The sequence below is a fragment of the Paraburkholderia sp. GAS334 genome (genome assembly GCF_050436625.1).
GTDB lineage: Bacteria > Pseudomonadota > Gammaproteobacteria > Burkholderiales > Burkholderiaceae > Paraburkholderia.
In genome coordinates this window covers 27792-47047 of record NZ_JBNDMO010000008.1, presented here as the reverse complement: position 1 = coordinate 47047, position 19256 = coordinate 27792, and the positions used below count along the sequence as shown (strand labels likewise).

Annotated in this window: 15 protein-coding genes; 6 read left to right on the top strand and 9 right to left on the bottom strand. The window is 60.7% G+C overall.

Annotation, left to right across the window (positions count from 1 at the left end; all coding sequences use genetic code 11):
- The 4 genes from P3T21_RS16405 to P3T21_RS16390 all read right to left on the bottom strand — a co-directional run bounded on the left by P3T21_RS16405 (position 1) and on the right by P3T21_RS16390 (position 6309).
- Complete coding sequence (locus P3T21_RS16405) at positions 1–1410, bottom strand: 3-oxoacyl-ACP reductase (RefSeq protein ID WP_429256982.1); 1410 nt, start codon at positions 1408–1410, stop codon at positions 1–3.
- A 64-nt stretch (positions 1411–1474) separates the two neighbouring features.
- A complete protein-coding gene (locus P3T21_RS16400; protein ID WP_429256981.1) occupies positions 1475–3973 on the bottom strand; it encodes an acyl-CoA dehydrogenase in 2499 nt (832 codons plus the stop codon).
- A gap of 18 nt (positions 3974–3991) precedes the next feature.
- Positions 3992–4771, bottom strand: coding sequence for a TetR/AcrR family transcriptional regulator (locus P3T21_RS16395; RefSeq protein ID WP_429256980.1), 780 nt, complete (start codon positions 4769–4771; stop codon positions 3992–3994).
- Between the two features lie 317 nt (positions 4772–5088).
- Complete coding sequence (locus P3T21_RS16390; protein ID WP_429256979.1) at positions 5089–6309, bottom strand: MFS transporter; 1221 nt, start codon at positions 6307–6309, stop codon at positions 5089–5091.
- Between the two features lie 433 nt (positions 6310–6742).
- Here P3T21_RS16390 and P3T21_RS16385 point away from each other — a divergent pair, with 433 nt between their 5' ends.
- The 3 genes from P3T21_RS16385 (at position 6743) to P3T21_RS16375 (ending at position 10877) form a co-directional block, all read left to right on the top strand.
- Positions 6743–8338 (top strand): hypothetical protein, encoded by a 1596-nt coding sequence (locus tag P3T21_RS16385; RefSeq protein WP_429256978.1) that lies wholly within the window; start codon positions 6743–6745, stop codon positions 8336–8338.
- Between the two features lie 243 nt (positions 8339–8581).
- The gene (locus tag P3T21_RS16380; RefSeq protein ID WP_429256977.1) at positions 8582–9739 is read left to right on the top strand and encodes an acyltransferase family protein; all 1158 of its coding nucleotides are present in this window, start codon (positions 8582–8584) and stop codon (positions 9737–9739) included.
- A gap of 10 nt (positions 9740–9749) precedes the next feature.
- Positions 9750–10877 (top strand): acyltransferase family protein, encoded by a 1128-nt coding sequence (locus P3T21_RS16375; protein WP_429256976.1) that lies wholly within the window; start codon positions 9750–9752, stop codon positions 10875–10877.
- 71 nt (positions 10878–10948) lie between these two features.
- Here the strand turns inward: P3T21_RS16375 and P3T21_RS16370 are convergent, their stop codons facing one another.
- The 4 genes from P3T21_RS16370 to P3T21_RS16355 form a co-directional block, all read right to left on the bottom strand.
- The gene (locus P3T21_RS16370; RefSeq protein ID WP_429256975.1) at positions 10949–11353 is read right to left on the bottom strand and encodes a GtrA family protein; all 405 of its coding nucleotides are present in this window, start codon (positions 11351–11353) and stop codon (positions 10949–10951) included.
- Positions 11346–12434 (bottom strand): glycosyltransferase family 2 protein, encoded by a 1089-nt coding sequence (locus P3T21_RS16365; protein ID WP_429256974.1) that lies wholly within the window; start codon positions 12432–12434, stop codon positions 11346–11348. The genes P3T21_RS16370 and P3T21_RS16365 overlap by 8 nt, the downstream gene beginning before the upstream one ends.
- Positions 12435–12699: 265 nt before the next feature.
- Positions 12700–14394 (bottom strand): hypothetical protein, encoded by a 1695-nt coding sequence (locus P3T21_RS16360; RefSeq protein WP_429256973.1) that lies wholly within the window; start codon positions 14392–14394, stop codon positions 12700–12702.
- Positions 14395–14584: 190 nt separating this feature from the next.
- Positions 14585–14992, bottom strand: a complete 408-nt coding sequence (locus P3T21_RS16355) for a phosphatase PAP2 family protein (RefSeq protein WP_429256972.1) — start codon at positions 14990–14992, stop codon at positions 14585–14587.
- A gap of 45 nt (positions 14993–15037) precedes the next feature.
- On the opposite strand from P3T21_RS16355, the gene P3T21_RS16350 reads away from it, so the two are divergent.
- On the top strand, positions 15038–15271 hold the full coding sequence (locus P3T21_RS16350) for a hypothetical protein (protein WP_429256971.1): 234 nt from the start codon (positions 15038–15040) through the stop codon (positions 15269–15271).
- 282 nt (positions 15272–15553) lie between these two features.
- On the opposite strand, the gene P3T21_RS16345 is transcribed toward P3T21_RS16350, so the two are convergent.
- Entirely contained in the window at positions 15554–17113 is a 1560-nt protein-coding gene (locus tag P3T21_RS16345; RefSeq protein ID WP_429256970.1) for a hypothetical protein, read from the bottom strand.
- A 522-nt stretch (positions 17114–17635) separates the two neighbouring features.
- Here P3T21_RS16345 and P3T21_RS16340 point away from each other — a divergent pair.
- Positions 17636–17977 (top strand): response regulator transcription factor, encoded by a 342-nt coding sequence (locus P3T21_RS16340; RefSeq protein WP_429256969.1) that lies wholly within the window; start codon positions 17636–17638, stop codon positions 17975–17977.
- 236 nt (positions 17978–18213) lie between these two features.
- Positions 18214–19191, top strand: coding sequence for a LysR family transcriptional regulator (locus tag P3T21_RS16335; protein ID WP_429256968.1), 978 nt, complete (start codon positions 18214–18216; stop codon positions 19189–19191).
- Positions 19192–19256 lie beyond the last annotated feature (65 nt).

Below are 19256 nucleotides of genomic sequence, written 5' to 3'. Positions count from 1 at the left end.
TCACGCTCCGATCAGACTCTGGCCACATACGCGCACAACCTGGCCCGTTACGCCCGCTGAGCCCGGATGCGCGAGCCACGCGATCGTCTGCGCGACATCGACCGGCTGGCCACCCTGGCTCATCGCGTTCATCCGGCGTCCCGCTTCGCGGATCGTGAGCGGAATCTTCGCGGTCATCTGCGTTTCGATGAAACCGGGCGCGACGGCATTGATCGTGATGTGCCGTTCGCGTAGATGCGGCGCCATGCTTTGCACGCGTCCGATCACACCTGCCTTCGATGTCGCGTAGTTGCTTTGCCCCAGGTTGCCCGCAATGCCGCTGATCGACGACACGCCGATAATCCGTCCGCCGTGGCGCAGCGTGCCGGCTTCGAGCAGCGCGTCGTCGATGCGTTCCTGCGCGGACAGGTTGATATCGATAACGGTGTGCCACGCGGCTTCGGTCATCTTTGCAATGGTTTTGTCCTTTGTAATGCCTGCGTTGTGCACGATGATGTCGATGCCGTTTTCGTCGAGCGCGGCGGCGAGTTGCGCGGGCGTTTCCGGCGCGGCGATATCGAAGGCGAGGGCAGTACCGCCAAGTTCGCGCATGGTCTTATCGAGTGCGTCTTTCGCGGACGGAATGTCGACGCCGATTACATGCGCGCCTTCTGCCGCGAGCACACCTGCAATCGATGCGCCGATGCCGCGCGCGGCACCCGTCACCAGCGCGCGACGGCCTGCCAGCGGCTGCTTCCAGTCGAAGGCGGGCAGGTCCTGCGTGGCAGCGTCGATGCGCACGACCTGACCCGACACGTACGCTGAGCGTGGCGACAGGAAAAAGCGTAGCGTGGCTTCCATCTGCGCCTCGGCGCCCGGCGCAACGTAAATCAGATTGGACGTGATGCCCCGGCGCGCTTCCTTGCCGAGCGAACGCGTGAAGCCTTCGAGCGCGCGTTGCGCTGTCCATTGACGCGGCGTCGCACAGGCTTCCGGCGGCCGGCCGAAAACGACGATGCGTCCGCACGTGCCCAGCGAGCGCAAGGCGTCGTGAAAGAAAGCGTAGAGCGTTTCGAACTGGCTGCTGTCCTCGATACCGCTCGCATCGAACAGCAGCGCACTCATGCGGCCCTGGGCCGCGCCGCTCGCAACCGGCTCAAAGCGCCCGGTCATCAACCCATGCCGATGCGCGAGCGGAATCCACAAGCCCGCGCTCTCATGCGCGACACCCGTCACGCCGATACGGGCGACGATCTCAGCAAGCGCTTCGAGCACGTGCGGCTGCGGACCTGCACCGACCGCAACGAGTCCTTCGAACTCCGGCTTATCCGCGCGATAGCGGCGCAGCACTTCGGGTTTCGGTAGCCCGAGGGAACGGACGAGCCGCGCGCCGAGCGACGAGTTGACGAAGTTCAGGTATGAGTCGTTCATCGTCCGGTTCCGCGGTTCGTTGTGGTGGTTTTAAATGTGCGCAATGTCTGACTCAGGCGCAGACTCACGCTGCAAGCTCCATCGCCCGGTCCAGCGCGTCCTTGCGCTTTTGCAGATCGGCGAGCATGCCGAAGTCGGCCGGGAAGTCGTCCACCTTGACGACCTCTGCAGCATAGCGCGCGTAGTCGGCGAGCACCTCCCGCTCGCTGCCGTCGATGAGTCCGATACCTTCAGCCGTTTCGATCCAGGTCGCGAGATCAGGCAGGCTCTGCGGCATCGGCGCGATAAAGCCTTTCTTCACCGCGTCGCGCAGTTTCTGCTCGATTTCCGTCACGCGCGGATTCAGCGCGAACGCAAGCTCGCCGTAGCCGAGCGGATCGACATCGACCGGCGGTACGTACGAATCCGCGACAAGGCGATCGCGCGCCGCGCCCGGTGTCTGCACCAGTTCCGCAATCGCACTGCCGAGGCTGTCCGACGGCGCGCGATGCGGCAGGCCGAACGGAAACGCGAGTGCGCGCACGAGGCTCGCGGCGAGACGGTTCGGATAGTTCGCCAGCACGCCGTCGATGGCCTGCTGTGCCTGATACAGCGCATCTTCTACACCCCAGCAGACAAGCGGCAGATCGCTTTCCTGACGACCTTCGTCTTCGAAACGCTTGAGCGTCGCCGAAATCAGATACAGCTGCGAGAGCACATCGCCGAGCCGGCCGGAAATGCGTTCACGACGTTTCAGATCGCCGCCAAGCACGAACATCGATACGTCGGCGAGTAACGCGAACGCGGTCGAGATGCGCGTCGCGGCTCGATAGTAGTGAACGAGTGGGGCATGCGCCCGCTGCGGCTTCGCGATGAATCCGCCAGCCGTCAAGCCGTAGACGAAGCTGCGCATCACATTCGATAGCGTGAAGCTCGCGTGGCCAAAGAACGCGTTGTCGAAGTCGCGCAGCGCCTTCTTGCGATCCGTCTCGCGCGTGGCGGCCATTTCCTTCAGCACGTACGGATGACAACGGATCGCGCCCTGACCGAAGATGATCAGGCAGCGCGTGAGAATATTCGCGCCTTCGACGGTAATCGAGATCGGTACCTGCTGATACGCGCGCGCCAGAAAATTCGATGGGCCCATGCAGATGCCCTTGCCGGCGACGACATCCATGCCGTCGTTGATCACCTTCCGGCCGCGCTCGGTGATGTGATATTTGGCGATCGCGGAAATCACCGAGGGTTTTTCGCCGAGATCCACCGCATGCGCCGACAGACGACGCGCGGCATCCATCACATACAGGTTGCCGCCCATCCGGCCGAGCGCTTCCTGCACGCCTTCGAATTTGCCCACCGCTGTGCGGAATTGCCGACGCACAGCCGCATACGCGCCTGTACCGCGCACGGCAAGCTTCGCCATGCCGACATTCGACGAAGGCAGCGAAATCGCCCGGCCCGCCGCGAGACATTCCATCAGCATGCGCCAGCCGTTGCCGACCTGCGCACGTCCACCGATCACCCAGTCGAGCGGAATGAATACGTCCTCACCGGAGTTCGGACCGTTCTGGAACACGGCATTTAAAGGCCAGTGACGGCGTCCGATTTTCACGCCGGGATACTTCGTCGGAATCAGCGCGCAGGTGATGCCCGGTTCGTCGTCGTTGCCTAGCAGATGATCGGGATCGCGCACGCGAAACGCAAGACCGAGCACCGTCGCGATCGGCCCGAGCGTGATGTAACGCTTATCCCATGTCACGCGAAAGCCCAGCGTTTCGCCGCCTTCGAACGTGCCCGTGCAGACGATGCCGACGTCGGGGATCGCAGCGGCGTCGGAACCCGCATACGGATTCGTCAGCGCGAAGCAGGGGACTTCCTCGCCGCTTGCGAGTCGTGGCAGATAGTGATTCTTCTGTGCTTCGGTGCCGTACTGCATCAGCAGCTCGGCGGGCCCAAGCGAGTTCGGCACCATCACCGAAACGGCGGCGGCGGAACAGCGCGTTGCGAGCTTCATGATGACCTGCGAATGCGCGTACGCGGAGAACTGCTTGCCGCCGTACTGCTTCGGAATGATCATGCCGAGGAAGCCTTTCTCCTTGATGAACTGCCAGGTTTCCGGTGAGAGGTCCTGCCAGATCGCACTGGTTTCCCAGTCGTTCGCGAGGTCACACAGATGCTGGCATTCGTTGTCGAGAAACGATTGTTCTTCGGCGGTCAGCTTCGCCGGGCCGTGGGCGAGCAGCGTGTCCCAGTGCGGGCGTCCCGAGAAGAGTGCGGCATCCCACCAGACGGTGCCCGCTTCGATCGCGTCGCGTTCAGTCGGCGACATGTCGGGCAGGATCTTGCGGAAGACTTCGAGCACCGGCTTCGTGAGCCACGCGCGACGCAGTGGCCTGACGGTGAGAAGGAGCACCGGAATCACGAGGACGATTGCGAGGATAGTCGTGGCGGCAGGACCGGCGGCACCCGTGAGGTACGCGGCCGCAACCCACACCACCATGAATGCCAGCCACCCTGCGGCGCGCGCCTGCACGAAGACGAGTCCGGCACTCACGACGAAGAGCGCAACGATGAGCCACGGCATGACGAAACCTCCCTGTTTTCAGGCGCGATCGCGCGCGTCCGCGCCGAACGTTGCGCCAGCGGTCGCCGTCTCAGGACAGTCAGGCTCGGAACCCTCAGCGGCGTCGCCGAGCACGGCGGCGAATGCGGCAAACTGGGAAGCGTCCGGCAACGGCGCCTTCAGCGCCGACACTATCAGAGAAGCGAGCCGTGCGATCAGTTGCAGGTCATTCATCGACTTGCCCTGCGAGAACTCGGCAATAAGACGCTCGGTGTCCGCGCCGGCCAGCACGCCTGATAGCGCGCCGATCGCGAAGTGCAGGCGCCAGCCGAGTTCCTCGCGCGGCAGATGCGGCAGGGCGCGCAGGAACGCATCGAAAAAACGCATCGCCACAGACTCGTAATGCGCGGCGAGAAACTCGCGAATGAACGAAGAAGGATCGGTATAGGCGCGGCCCAAAAGCCGCAGAAACGCCTTGCCGCCGATACGCGGATCGCGTGAAAGCTGCAGCGCGGGAATGAACATCGCGCCGAGCACGTGCTCACAGGTGAGGCGTGAGCCGAGCATCGCATCGAAGCGGTCAAGCAGCTTCACGCGCTCCTGGTTCAGGCGGTCGAGGCGCCGCGACAGCATCGCGTGGATGAGCGCTTCCTTGCTGCCGAAGTGATAGTTGACCGCCGCGAGATTGACCTCGGCGCGCGACGTGATCTGCCGCAGCGACATCGCCTCGTAGCCGCATTCGATGAAGAGCGTTTCGGCGGCGTCGAGGATGCGGGACTTCGTGTCGCCGGCAAGCCGGCCCGTTGTGCGAACTGCCATGTTGCGCCTCCATTGCCAGTCGCCTGACCGCGAACAGACGATTCAAGTGCCCGATTGAAACGGGCGTTTTTTTCAGGATAAGAAGCGCATGCGACGAACGGCAAGGATTGAATGTGGACGGACTCCTCTAAAAAGTGATCGATCGTCGGTGTTTGCCCGCGCTGCGGGCGGCACGTCCTGAACGCGGCGCACACACGAAAAAGGCCGTTCCGATTGAAACTGGAACGGCCTCTCGAATGACTGGCGAAAGCGACGTTATCGCCGCATCGTTTGTGGCGCTCGCGCCGGCCAGGCTGCCGGCGCTCAGACAATCATGGTCAGTGCACCGCCGCAGCCTCTTTCGCGGATTGCGTCATATCGATGCCGCGTCGTTCACGGCTGAACAGGATCAGCACGGCGATCACGATGGCCACGGTGCCCGCGACCATCGCCATCGGGATCGCGTAGTTGTTGCCGTGCGCTTCCGCGAATTTCGACTGCATGGGCCCGTTGATGGCCGCAAACAGGTTGCCGAGCTGGTAGACGAGGCCAGGGAAGGTCGCGCGGATATCGTCCGGCGAGATCTCGTTGAGATGCACCGGGATCACGCCCCACGCACCCTGCACGGCGATCTGCATCAGGAACGCGCCGACCGCGAGCATCACCGGGCCGGTCGAAAACGCCCACGGCCAGAGCGCGGGCAGTGCGATCAGCGCGGCGATGAAGATCGCCCGCTTGCGGCCGATCTTTTCGGAGAGCGCCCCGAAGAACAGGCCGCCGACGATCGCGCCGATATTCAGCACGATGGTGATGTTCTGGACCATCTTCGGATCGAACTGGTGCTGCACGCGAAGGAAGGTCGGGTACATGTCCTGCGAGCCGTGCGAAAAGAAGTTGAACGCGGTCATCAGCACGATGGCATAGATCGACAGCTTCACGTTCTGTTTGAGCGTGGCGATCAGGCTGGGGCGCGGCCGCTGCTCCATCGTTTTCCACGCGGGCGATTCGGGAACATGCGCACGAACGTACAGCACGAGCAATGCAGGCAGGACACCGACGAAGAACATGCCGCGCCAGCCGATGTACTGAAAGAGCTGTCCGAACACGAGCGACGCGAGCAGATAGCCGCTCGGGTAGCCCGCCTGCAGCAGACCCGACACGAAGCCGCGCGCGCGGGGCGGGATGGTTTCCATGGTCAGCGCCGAGCCGACGCCCCATTCGCCGCCCATCGCGACACCAAACAGTGTACGCAGGACGAGCAGGGTAGTGAGATTCGGCGAGAAACCCGACAGCAGTTCGAGCAGCGAATAGCACGCGATGTTGACCATCAGCGTGGGACGGCGGCCAAAGCGGTCAGCGAGCCGCCCGAAAATGAGTGCACCGACGGGGCGTGCCATCAGCGTCAGGAAAATCGCGTATGAGACGGAAGAGATTTCTGTATTGAAGTCGGCGGCGATATCTTTCAGGACAAAAACCATCAGAAAGAAATCGAATGCGTCGAGTGTCCAGCCGAGATAGGCGGCGATCGTGACGTTTCTCTGTTCCCGGGTCCAGCTCATTTCGTTGTTCTCCTGTTCCACAGTACCCCGCTTTCATGCGGCGCGGTCTCCGGCGCTTCTCGCATGCCCCACAGGAGCGGGCCTCGGGGGAGTGTACGCCGACCGTTAAGCGGCTGCATGATTCAACCCGGCCATATTCATGGTAATCCCCGATCTAATCCGGCTTTAATCCAGACTCTTGAGTCGATCTTGTCGGTCATATGAAATATTTGTATTAGTGTGGATATATCTGTTTTAGCGTTTTGTAATTTAAATACGAGCGGTTTTTTTGCGTCGCGATGCCCGGGGTGGCCCTGAACCCCGGCGTTTCGGCTTGTTCGCCAGCAAACATACGAGCCCACGCGCGCCGATTATGCTGTCGTGACATATCGATTGCGCGAAGCGGGAGCGTGAATAAACGTCCGCCCGTGCACTCGAATGCCGGGGGATATCCATGAACAGTATTTCCGTGGCGCGCGGTCACGCGGTCGCGTCAAGTGGGTCACGTTTGAGTCTGCAGCAGATCCTGTTCGTCAGCACGGTGGTACTCGCGGGCGCATTGTTCTGGATCGCGCCGCGCCCGCCAATGGGTGATCTGCCGCAACATGCGGCGCAGGTCGCGTTGCTGCGCGATCTGCTCGACGGTACGTCGCCATGGACGCAGCTCGTCTATATCAACTACTTCACGCCGTATCTGCTTGGCTACGTCATCGCGGTGTCGCTGTCGTTCTTCATGCCAGTGCTGCTCGCGATGAAGCTCTCGCTGACGCTGGCGTACTACGCGTTCATGCTGGGCTGTGTCTGTCTGCGCAGACGCTTCGGCGCCGACCCTCGTCTTGACTGGTTGTTCGTGCCTGGCTTCTTCGGCATCGCCTTCCAGTTTGGCTTCTTCACATTTCTGATGGCGGCGCCCGTCGGGCTGCTCTTTCTTGTCGTGGCGAGCCGGTTCGCCACCGCACCCACGCGCGTGCGGGGCGCAGCGGTGGTCGCGATGGGCGTGCTGGTCTTTTTCTCGCATGGTCTCGTGTTCGCGTTCGCCTGCGCGACGGGCGGCGCGCTGGTGCCGTTCAGCCTCAAGGGCGTCCGGCGCATCGCGCTCGCTTCGGTGCCGTATGCATTGCTGGGCGTGCTGGCCGTCGTCTACCTGGTGTACGCGAAGCACCACAACCTGGTGACGTGGACCGGCGAACCTCACACCGGTCCGAACCTGGTGTGGGACTGGACGCAGGCGTCGTGGGGCTGGCATCGCAGCTTCAATTTCCTGCTGTACGTGTTTGCCGCCCAGATGAAGGACTGGTATTTCCTGCTCGCCGGCATGTTCATGCTGGCCGCGCCTTGGCTCATGGGCGCAAGATTGAACCGGAAGGCGCCAGCGGCATGCGTGCCGATGCTTGCGATGCTCGTTGTCTGGCTGCTGGTTCCGTCTGCCGCACTCGATGTCGAATACGTCTATCACCGCTTTGCACTGTATCTGCTGCCGGCGTATGCGCTCATGTTCGCTCCCGCGGAAGCGCGCAGCGATACCGGGATGCAACGCACCGCATTGGCGTCATTCGGGCCGTTGTTCACGCGGCTCGTCCTGATCGCGATCTGCTGGTCGTTTCTGGGTGTGCTTGCGGTGCGTGAGCAGCGCTTTGCCGCAGCGAATGCGCCGTTCGAGACGCTGCTCGATGCAACCGAACCGGGCCAGCGCGCGTTGAGTCTCGTCTACGATCCCGGCAGTACGATCGTTCACAACCCGTATACGCTGCATAGCTATCCGCAATGGTACGAGGCCGAGCAGCAGGGTTTCGTCGATTTCAGTTTCGCGTATCTGTTGCCGCAGATTGTCCGCTTCAGAGCCGATCACGTGCCTGCGATGAGGCCCGAATTCTCGCTGTCGCCGCAATACTTCGACTGGAAAGCGGTGCAGGGCCGCGTCTATCGGTACTTCTTCGTGCATCACCTCAAGCCGCTCCCCGAAGGCATGTTCGATAACGACGAATGTCAGGTCGTGCTGCGCAGGGAGGCCGGCGACTGGTCGCTGTTCGAGCGGATCGCGTGCCGGTAAGCGGATGTATGGGGCGTATGGAGGCGTCTGGGCGCGATCCTGAGTCCAGCCGACCTCAGAAAATTCGTACGTCCGCGCACAGATGGCGACAGGGCATTCATCTAGATTGAGGCTACATCGTCCCGCGGCACTTTCGACGCGGCGCACGAACGGAGCCATCGGACTCTTCGCGATCGCCGCCCGGCTCGCGGCACAAAGGGTACGGCTGGCGAGTGTTCCCCAGACCCGCCAGGAAACCAGCCCATGACTCATCGCATCCAGGAGTTGACCGGCCTTCGCTGCATCGCTGTCATGCTGGTGGTGATCTCGCATGCGGAACATATGGTCGCGGGCGGTTATACGGGCGCGCTGTCGCCGCTGCGTCTGTTTGCGAACGGCGGCCTCGGTGTGCTGATCTTTTTTGTGCTGAGCGGATTTCTGATCACCGATCTGCTCCAGGCGGAGTGGAAGAAAACCGGCAAGGTCAGATTGATGACCTTCTATGCGAGACGGGCATTGCGGATCTGGCCGGCGTTTTACACCTATCTGCTCGTGGTCTGCGCGCTCGTCGCGGCTGGCGTGCTCGACGTCAGTTTCCGTCAGGTCATGTTCGCGGCGGTGCATCTCTGGAATTATTCCGAACTGCTGGGCCTCGGTTCCACCAATCTCGTTCATCCTGATGGCGTCTGGTATCTCGGCCATTTCTGGACGCTCGCGCTCGAGGAGCAGTTTTACTGGTTCTGGCCGCCGCTCCTCATCGTCATTCTGCGGCGCAAAGATACGCGGTTGCTGCTGGGTCTGATTCTCTTCGTGCCGCTAGTGCGGATCGCTTCGTATTTTGCAGTGCCGTCATTACGCGGTCAGGTGGAGATGATGCTTCACACAGGCCTCGATCCGATCCTGATCGGTTGCTATGTCGCGCTCAACAAGGAGCGGCTCGCAACGCTGCTCAATTCGCGGTCGAGCAGTTCTCTCGCGTTGACCGCGTTAATTCTCGTGCTGTTCTTCGTGATTCCGGTTTGCGAAAGCAAGGCGGGCGGGTACTGGACCGCCACCTACGGTCGCACGATCGAATCCGCCATCGCCGGCATGATCATCGGTGCGCTCGCGGTTAAACGCGACTTCTGGTTTGCGCGTGTGCTGCGGCTGAGAGGCTTTGTTTTCATCGGCACGATCTCGTTCAGCCTTTATCTCTGGCAGCAACTGTTCTTCAATCTGGCCTCGCCCGTCACGCTCAGATTTCCATTGTGCGTGCTTGAAGCGTTCGCTGCAGCCACGCTCAGCTACTGGCTGATCGAGCTGCCGTTCCTGCGGCTCAAGGATAGCCTTGGCAAATCAAAACGACGTCAGCCGCCGGATAGCGTGACGGCCGATGGAGCCGAAGGCGAAATGCCCATCCCGCAACTGAAGGCCGGCGATTGAAGCCGCGGCTATGACCAGCATGAATGCCACGCACAAGCGGTTCGATTGCCTCGAGATCTTGAGGTTCGTCCTGGCATTCATGACCATGACGTGGCATTACTACTACTTCGGTCCAATGATAGGCGCGGTCGCGGGCCCGGCGGCTCACGCGTTCGCGATCCGCTATTTCTCGTTCTCGGTAGAGATATTTTTCGTCATTAGCGGTTTCATCATTACGGCCTCCGCCATCAACCGGCGTCCCGTCGACTTTCTGATCGGACGTGTCGTGCGGCTCGGACCGTGTCTGCTTGTATGCGCCACGCTGTCGTTTGTCGTGGGCCTGCTGCTCGGGCACGGCCCAACGCCGCTCAGCTACGTGGCGTCGCTCTTCATTGTGCCGCTGGTGTGGACGAACGGCGCTGACTGGTCGTACTGGTCGCTGCGACTGGAGATTGTCTTTTACGCAGTCGTGTTCCTGACGATGTGCGTGGCTAGCATAAAGAAGAGCGTGATCTGGATCGCGCTGTTGATGACGTCCTACGACGCCGTCAGCATCGTTGCCGAAAAGCTCTTTGGCAATGACGTTTTCGGCACCGCGCTGACGCAGTATCCGCTTGAACGCTATCTGTCGTTCTTCTCGATCGGCATGGTGCTGTACCTGATTCTCGTCGGGAAGAAGCGCAATTTCGCGACGTTCTCCGTTTTGCTGCTTGCTCTCGCCGCGGGCGCGTTTCGCTGTTACGAGGATGCGAACCGGATTGCGAAGCTCGTCGGCGATACGCCGGTCAGCGTGCTGAGCGGTGTCTCCATTCTGGCGGTGGGTGTCGTCGCGTTCGTTCTGCTTGTTCGAGGCACGACGAACCCGCGCGTTGCTTCGGTGTTCTCCGTGCTGGGGAGGATCAGTTACCCGCTGTATCTGATTCACCAGAACCTGGGCTATCTGATGATACGCATCATCAATGCGAAAGCGGGCGATGCCATCGACTGGCGGCCGTTCGTGATGGCCGGCATGGTCGTGACGGCGGGTGCGATCGCGCTTTACGTGGAGCCGGTTCTCGCGACGTATTACCGGCGCTATCTTTCTTCGGCAGCCTCATCGGCTGGCCTCGTCTGGGCGCGTGCTTCAGGATCGAAGCGCAGCTATGGCGACGCCGACTAGCCGGGATATCAACGACCAGACATGAGTCGTGAAGCGGGTATTGGGACTTCCCGCGGGCGCGGCGAAGCCGTTCAGACAGCTTCGGCGCCGTGTCCCTTGAAGGTCCACACCGAGTTGAGGATGTAGGTGATACCCAGCACGACGCCCGTCGCCGCGACCTGCGCAATGAGGTAGTTCGCGTCGAGGTGGCGGGTCAGCAGGTTCATCAGCAGGCCATTCACCGCGACGCCGAGTAGCGCGATTGCTGCAAATCGGGGAACGGCTTTGAGGTGACTGCTGCCGTGCCGGAACGTAACGCGCCGGTTCAGCCAGTAGTTGACGACAGCACCCACGCCCGCGCCCGTCATTGAGCCCGTCACAGGATTCGTGAGTCCCGCCGTTACGAGGGTGATGAGAACCGCGTATTGCGCCGCAGTGCCGATGGCGCCGACGCCCGCATAGACCACGAAGCGTCGTAGGGTGCGACCGTCAGGCATCGCCTGCGTCCGGTGCCGTCGCCTGATGGCGGCGACGGATCAGATACACGGGTCGGTTCTTCGACTCGAAGTAGATGCGCCCGATATATTCGCCGAGCACGCCGATGCCGATCAGTTGAACGCCGCCCAGCAACAGTACTGCTGAGAGTATCGATGCGTAGCCCGGAACCGCGACGCCCTGAATCAGCGTACGGATGATCAGAAACGACGCGTAGAGAAACGCACCAAACGCGACGAATGAACCTACGTACGTCCACACGCGCAGTGGCAACGTGCTGAAACTCGTGAAGCCTTCGAGCGCGAAATTCCAGAGCTTCCAGCCGGAGAATTTCGAGGTGCCCGCAACCCGTGGCTCGCGCACATATTCGACGACTGCCGTGCGATAGCCGACCCATGCAAAGAGCCCCTTCATGAAGCGACGCGTTTCGGGAAGCAGCTTGAGTGAATCCACGACTTCGCGCGTGATCAGACGAAAGTCGCCTACATTTGCGGGGATTTTTGTATCGCAAACCGCGTTATGCATCCGGTAAAAGAGCGATGCCGTCTGACGCTTTATAAACGAGTCCGTCAGGCGATTGATCCTTTTCGCGAGCACCACGTCATAGCCTTCGCGCCATTTTTCGACGAGAAGCGGGATGACCTTCGGCGGGTCCTGCAGATCGGCGTCGAACGGAATCACGATTGCACCCAGCGCTTCATCGAGTCCGGCTGACAACGCGGCTTCCTTGCCGAAGTTGCGCGTCAGATCGATCACGCGTACCCGCGAATCGCGATTCGACATCGCGACCAGCTTGCGCAGGGTGCCATCGCGGCTGCCGTCGTTGACACAGACGACTTCGAATACGGTTCCGTCAATTGCTTCGAGCACGGGTATGACCGAGTCGAAGAAATGCGCGATGGTTTCTTCCTCGTTATAGAACGGCACGACGAGCGACAGCAGGCTCGGCGCGGCGTCGGTGTTCGTCGCGATGATCGAGGGTGAGGTCAGCACGAAGCTGTCGCGGGTGTCCGCTGGCTCGGGCGTCGTATCCCTGAAGAGCGGATCAGGTGCGAGCAGGTGATGACGGCCGACGTAGTCCATGATTTCCTCGCGGATAAGGCCTCACACGCGATCCGTTGCAACGAAGCCCACGGAAGGTGAGGTCTGCGGTGTCCGCAAAGCATGTCCGGTGATTGGGTTTGCGGCGAAAGCGATCGCGGGTGTCGACCCCTTTGCACAGAGTCTAGGCCATATCCCCCGGGCAGTTCGTGCGCTCGGGCACACTGGCGAAGGCGTGGGCGGCGCCGCGTTCAAGTCGCCCCGATCGTCGCGAAGTACCGCGGACCGCGGCCGCTCCAGCCGCGCGTTACAGGCCGGCTTTGGCGAGCTTCGCGCGCCACGCCATCAGGACCAGATCCAGATAGCTGCGCTGTCTGACGGATATCGTCCATTGGCCTGCTGGCAATTCGTACTCGACAAACTGGCTTCCCTGAACCGGTGCAAGCGTGATGCCGTCCGCTGAACGCGCGCTGCTGGTGAGAAAAGGCGTCGAAAACTGGTTGATCCGTACGTGACCGCCAGCGGCACACGTCGCCGGGATTTCCAGCGTGTTGAAGTACGCGGGCCGCGGGATATCCGTGTAGCGGCATCCGCTCGCCTCCACCAGCGGCCGTTGCGCCGGCAGAACGCCTGTCGCGGGCGTTTGCAGGATGTCGATGGCTGCGAGCTGGGGCTGGTAGTGAGCGGGATAATATTCGCCGCCGGCGTCGGGACCGACTACGCTCGTGGGCGGTGCTTCGCGCCGAAGTTGTTCGAGCGGTATCGGTGCATACTCGTTGCCGTAGAAATGCAATAACGCTGCTGCAGTCGCAAGTGCGAACGCAAGTATGCCGAACTGAATCCGCTGCTTTGTGACAGGTGACAACTGCTCGAGGATACCGGCGAGCACAACGAGGCAGAGTGGTATCGCGAGCGAAAGCAGTCTCCACGGAAACTGCACGAAATCGAGTTGCGCGGAGATGTGCCATAGCGGCCGCGTGAGGCGCGTCATCAACAGGATGACAAGCAGTGCCGCGCCGCCGAAAGCGAAGATCATGCGCGCGCGCGGATCATCGGTACGACGTAACTGGAACGCCATGCCGATCATCAGCGCGAATACCGGCCATCCGAACTGGGAGCGCGGAGACCGCCAGAAGATGTAGCCAACGGAAAGGAGATTGTCCGAGATGTGTCCAAAGATCTTTGCCTGCGCGGGGCAGAAGTATGCACTCCACCAGGTGAACGGGACGAATGTAGTAGCGAAAAACACGGCGAGCGCGCCGATTGTGATCGCAAGAAGCGGCCAGCCGGATTGCGACGACGTCACGATCAGGTAGAGCGTCAGCATCAGCAGTACGCCGGACGCGATAACGAATACCAGCACGTGCGCCTGCGCGAGAAGCAGGAGCAGCACAAAGAGCGAAAGGCCCTGCCACTTCCCGAACCGTCCGTTGTGGACGTCGATCAACAGCGCGAGGATCAGGGGAATCAACGTCGTGGCCGAATATTCCGCCACGCCCCCCTCGATCGCCTTGGTGAGCATGTAGGGCGCGAAAACGGACGCCGTAGCAACGACGAGCCTTGAAGTCCTGTCTGCGCCCAGCCGTGCAGCACACGCGTACACGCCGTAGAACATGACCGAAGAGAAGGCGAGTATGGCGAAGCGATACCCGGTCACAACGTCGCCTGTGGCCAGCGACAAGGCTGCACCGACGAGGTTGAACAGCTTGTGATAGAAGAACGGCACCGGTGAGCCAAAGCCGCTGGCGTCGATCGGCGTCCAGATGGAGAGCGGATCGCCGGCGCGTAGCGCCTCCGTCCAGATGTAAAGACGCGAGAACGAGACGTAGGTGTCGGCGCCGCGAACGATCGGTGAAAAAAGCACGACGACGACCCAGACGACCAGTGAGACAGCGACGGCGCCTAGCAGCATCCGCTCGCCTGGCGCGAACCGCGCCGGGGACATCACGTTCCGGGCGATCTCCTTTGGGGCGATCGATTCTGGATAGGGTGGCTGGCTCATGTTCAGTGCGGTCAGTGTGCGATAGACGGATGCAACGCACGTCGCAGGCAACGTATCGCCCGATACTAGATCGCCGGAAAAATATCCTGCGTACGCCAGCAGACATTCGCGGTTTGTTCGGCGCAGCCGGGATCGGTGAGACGCCGGCGCCGCATGGGCAACACACGGGGCACAATGCGCCGGCGGCGACCTACAGATGCTTCAGGAACGATTCGCTCAACGTCCGGATTTCGTCGAACTGGCTTGCAAATTCGAAGCCCAGCAGAAAGAGGGCGACATTGATTGCGCTTTCGTGTCGCACAGACCAGTTCAGCGCCGGTGCGGCGATCCATTGCCTGATCGCGGTGCTGTTGCAGATCACACAGATCGACACGCCGAGCGCAGCGCCGGCAACGATGTCGGTAGGATGGTGCAGCCCGAGGTAGATGCGCGGCAGGCAGACGAACAACAACGAGTACAGCAATGCGACCACGCCGAGCCGGCGCGACGCGATGAAGATGCCAGTCGCGAGCGCGCACCACATCATCGCGTGGTCGCTTGGAAAGGCACTCCACGTGCGAAGTAAATGCGTCGTCGATTCGTTAGGCGGAAAGGACATGGCAAGTTCCGGGTTCGCGAACGGACGCAGTCTGAAAGGGAGCCAGTGAGCAAGCGATCGCCCGAGGAGAAGCGCGCCGAAACTCGCCACGATCGTTGCAATCACAATTTCGCGATCGCGCCGGGCCGAAATACCGCCACGAAACCAGACCCACCAGAGCATGGCGACCAGAACCAGATGCGTCATATAAAGACCGGAAATGGCGCTGATAATGTGATCGGCGGTCGTAGAGCGAAAAGCAAACTGGTTTGCAAATCGCAAAATATCGAGGTCAAATGAATTCATTCTGTTATTAAAATGAAAGCAGCGTGTAATGTCCGGTGTCAACTCCCGGCTGTCAATCGAAGTATAGAAAACACGATCAGGACATAATGTGCGCAAGGACACCGCCGCGCAATCGGGACACGCCACTTTTTTAACGCGATTGCAGCATTTTTCCGGAGTGGACGACGAATAGCGTGGGGTGGGCGGGTTCTGGTTCTATGTACGTGCCCGGATGCACCTGTAACAGACGGACTGGCAGATCGGGTTTATACCGATCTGCCAGTTCAATGCCAATGGTCAGGGAAACTCGATGCCGAGCCCTGTCTTGCCCAGCGTCGAGACAACCGCCGTGGCCTGCGGGCCGAACCGGTAAATGCAAACGACCAGATTGATCCGCTCCGCATTGCCGCCTTTATTGCACTCGTAAATCTTGTCGAATTCGGGAATGATTTCGAGAAAGGCATAGCTGTCGATTTCCGGGCGGAATGGCCTGACATAGACATCGGGAATGCCGAAATCAGTCCGCAGATAATCGGAAAGAAGCGCCGCGTAATTCTCCCGTTTCTTGTTGCGCGCAACAAAAAGGTCGTTTAATCCCACTGTATCGAAGAATTTCTGTTGCGAGTAAAACGCGAGCTTTCCGGCTTCCGGCGACGCAATCGAAACGCCCGGTATGTCGCGGAGCGCGCGGCCGATTGTCTCGTACGGCGTGTGATCCACGATGAAGAACTCCGCCTCTTTGCGGTCTGAATAGAGGCGGTTCACGTTGCTGATCGCGAGCAGCGCGGTGATCGACAGGATCAGCGCAATACCCTGTTTTCTTGACACGGGCGATTTCACGATCAGATCGAAAAAATGCACCATCGCAAATGACAATCCAATCAGAACGGGCAACTGGAAGCGGTACGCCACATCCACGATGGGCAGCACCGTGAAAAGATATGCAAAGTAGACGGCGCACGCGAGATAGATCGGCAGATAGTGTTTCGAATGGTTCCGGTCCAGAAATGCCGTAGAGATAAGCGCAAGAATGACGAGCGGCAGCAGGTGGCCCAGAAATGCCAGCTGAAAGCCCAGAATGAAACGATATTGATTGCCTGGCAGCCGGCCGAGCAGGAGATCGGTCAAGGCGAACTTCAGACTGGCGGCCAGCGGAAGCGCCGTGCCGGTCAACAGGCTGACGGCGAAGAGCGCGCACAGCGCCGCGAGAAATGCGAATACGACGAGCACCACGCAGCTTTTGATCCGTTGTGCCTTACCTGCATCGGCGAGCCCGAGACCGAAGAAAAACAGCGAGAGCGGAAAAATCGGCAGATCTGGGCGGACGAGAACGGTTAGTCCGGAAAATATGCCCGCCCACAGCGGGTGCGTGCCGGTCGTTCGCAGAAAGCCCAGCAGGTAGATGGAGAAGGCAACAAAGAATATCGTGATCGACGTTTCAAGTCCGTTGCTGGCGGCGCGGATAAAAAAGGGACTTGAGATCAGCGCGATCAGCGGGCAGATGGCAAGCCAGCCGTTGCGGGCGGTGAAGTGGCGCACTGCGGTCGCGTAGATTGCCAGCAGCGTCAGGATGGAGAAGGCGAGGCATCCGTAGCTGTTGACGTCGATGACGTCGAGCCGCGTCACGCGGGTCACGAGCGTGACAAGCGTGACCCAGGCGACGCCCGTCATGCCCTGCACGGTGCCGGCATGCCGGTTCCATTCGTACGGGAAACCGTCCGCGCCGTTCTGTGCGTAACGGTACATGATGTAGCTGTCTTCGAAATTCGCCGGAAAGGGCATGAACCAGCAGGCCAGCCAGACAAACACCGCGAGTACCAGAATCAGTAGCAGTGACCTTTGATAGTGCAGCTTCATTGTCGATTACCTCGCTGTTTCATCGGACCACCCATTGCCCTTTGCGCATTACCCATTGCCCCGCGACGGGCCGTCCTCTGGAAGACGCTTCGTGCCAATCGGCATTCAACTGATTGTGGGCGGCTTGCGGACGCTCGCGTCCTGATGATGGCCGCACCAACTGGCTGTGCCTCGTCAGCGACGCGCGGCCGCACTTCCCGGATTGGGCGAAGTATAAGAAAGGTAAGGGGAATCGACTGTGCGGCAGGATACGGTCGTCGTTTCAGTCTTCCTGGCTCGACCCGCTGGCGGATTCAGGCGCGGGCGGGGAATGGAGTCGGCGGCTGGCGATGGCCAGAATCTTTGAATACCACGTTCGACTCGGACTCATACTAACCGTCGGTAAATTCAGTCGAAGGTGTTATTGCGGCGTTAAATAGGGTCCTGTACGTTGTCCAGAGGATTTGATGTTCTCGCGGGCCATTTTAGCCGCCCTCTGGACTCGAAATGAAAACAAGGCGCTCTGCGGCGGTTATTGGAGTCGTGGATGACGATCAATCCGTCGGGCTGGCAACGACGGCGCTGCTGCGTTCGGCGAACTGGCAGGTGATCACGTATTTGTCCGCGAGGCAATTGCTGCTTGACGCGCGCCGCGGGGAGCTGAGTCTCGTTATCGCGGATATTCATATGCCGGGCATGGATGGCTTCGCGTTGCTTGAGGCGATCAAGCAATGGGAGCAGCCTGTCCCGGTCATTTTCATTACGGCGGACACGATACGGGATCTTTTGGATAGATCGATCGCGTCAGGCGCGGCCGATTTCTTTCCCAAGCCTCTCGACGACGCGCGACTGCTGGCGCGGATCGACGCGTTGCTGGGACCCTAGCGGCGCTATCTGTTTCCGCCAGTCGATCGCCGCTTTGTATTCTTACCCCCGTTAAGCCCATTCAAACGTATTAGTTGCGCATGCAAGCGCACGACGCGTCACACCACATCGGACGATGGCGCCACGCGGCGTTCGCGCCTACCCTTCATTCGTTTCCCGGTGGTTTCGATTTTTTCATCTGCGATGATTCCAGGCGCCTGGATACTCCTCTTCTACATTGGCCAGTGAGGTGCGAGATGGACCAGCTTTACATGTTGCGTGCATTCGTTGCAGTTGCGCGGTATCAAAGCTTTAGCAAGGCTGCGGAATCGTTGAATGTGACCACCGGGTCGGTATCGAAAGCGATCGCCAGGCTCGAAGGGTGTATCCAGACGAGAGTGTTGCTCAGGACAACACGGTCCGTTTCCTTGACGGAAGCGGCACAGCCCTACTATCTGAGTTGCTGCCGTCTGCTCGAGGAACTCGATGAAGCGAATCGCCGCATTTCGCAGGCGCGTGAATTCGACAGCGGAAAGCTGCGGCTGATTGTGCATCCGATGCTGATGAGCGAAACCTTCTCGCGCCTGGTGCGGGGCTATCACACGATTGCGCCCAATGTGAGTCTGATCGTTTCCGTTCAGGAGGGAGTCGCGAACCTGTATGACGGCCGCTTCGACATGGCGATTCTGCCGCCGCATCTTGTCGAGCAGTCTGCCGCGATTCGCCGGACGCTGGCGAAGTCGCCGCGCATCTTCGTCGCAGCGCCCGGTTATCTGGAGCAATACGGCACGCCCAGAGCCGCCGTCGAGCTGGCCCATCACTTTCTCCTGCTCGACACGGATTCGCGGAAGAAGGGCGTGGACGTCATCGATCTGCTCGAGAGGGGAACACGAGTGAGCGTGTCGCCCATGTCGTCGATGGAGGGCAATGAAATCCTGCTGAGGGCGGCGGCACTCACGGGGACCGGCATTGCCGCCTTGCCCGAAACGATGGTTCGCGAGGATATCGACGCCGGGCACCTGACGCATATCCTGCCGCAGTGCACAACATCGGACAGCAAGGCCGAGATCTGTCTCTTCTACTCGCACCGCGAACTGCTTCCGGCGAGACTCAGGACATTCGTCGATTTTTGCATCGAGTTTTTCAGATCGCCGGGTCGATCTGGCGCGAGGGACCCACAGACGGTTTTGCCGCAGAAGGACCATCGCGAAGACTACGAGTTGGAGGCCGTCTGAGGTGCGGCGCGCAAGCGCTTCGCCCTGCGAACCGGTGGGCCGGTGACCTGCGCATCGGCCTCGTG

Excerpts from the sequence above, each read along its gene's own strand:
- P3T21_RS16335 (WP_429256968.1), top strand. The coding sequence starts at position 18,214 with ATGGACCAGCTTTACATGTTGCGTGCATTCGTTGCAGTTGCGCGGTAT.
- P3T21_RS16380 (WP_429256977.1), top strand. The coding sequence starts at position 8,582 with ATGACTCATCGCATCCAGGAGTTGACCGGCCTTCGCTGCATCGCTGTC.
- P3T21_RS16400 (WP_429256981.1), bottom strand. The coding sequence starts at position 3,973 with ATGCCGTGGCTCATCGTTGCGCTCTTCGTCGTGAGTGCCGGACTCGTC.
- P3T21_RS16345 (WP_429256970.1), bottom strand. The coding sequence starts at position 17,113 with ATGAAGCTGCACTATCAAAGGTCACTGCTACTGATTCTGGTACTCGCG.
- P3T21_RS16385 (WP_429256978.1), top strand. The coding sequence starts at position 6,743 with ATGAACAGTATTTCCGTGGCGCGCGGTCACGCGGTCGCGTCAAGTGGG.
- P3T21_RS16355 (WP_429256972.1), bottom strand. The coding sequence starts at position 14,992 with ATGTCCTTTCCGCCTAACGAATCGACGACGCATTTACTTCGCACGTGG.
- P3T21_RS16365 (WP_429256974.1), bottom strand. The coding sequence starts at position 12,434 with ATGGACTACGTCGGCCGTCATCACCTGCTCGCACCTGATCCGCTCTTC.
- P3T21_RS16395 (WP_429256980.1), bottom strand. The coding sequence starts at position 4,771 with ATGGCAGTTCGCACAACGGGCCGGCTTGCCGGCGACACGAAGTCCCGC.
- P3T21_RS16360 (WP_429256973.1), bottom strand. The coding sequence starts at position 14,394 with ATGAGCCAGCCACCCTATCCAGAATCGATCGCCCCAAAGGAGATCGCC.
- P3T21_RS16375 (WP_429256976.1), top strand. The coding sequence starts at position 9,750 with ATGACCAGCATGAATGCCACGCACAAGCGGTTCGATTGCCTCGAGATC.
- P3T21_RS16370 (WP_429256975.1), bottom strand. The coding sequence starts at position 11,353 with ATGCCTGACGGTCGCACCCTACGACGCTTCGTGGTCTATGCGGGCGTC.
- P3T21_RS16405 (WP_429256982.1), bottom strand. The coding sequence starts at position 1,410 with ATGAACGACTCATACCTGAACTTCGTCAACTCGTCGCTCGGCGCGCGG.
- P3T21_RS16390 (WP_429256979.1), bottom strand. The coding sequence starts at position 6,309 with ATGAGCTGGACCCGGGAACAGAGAAACGTCACGATCGCCGCCTATCTC.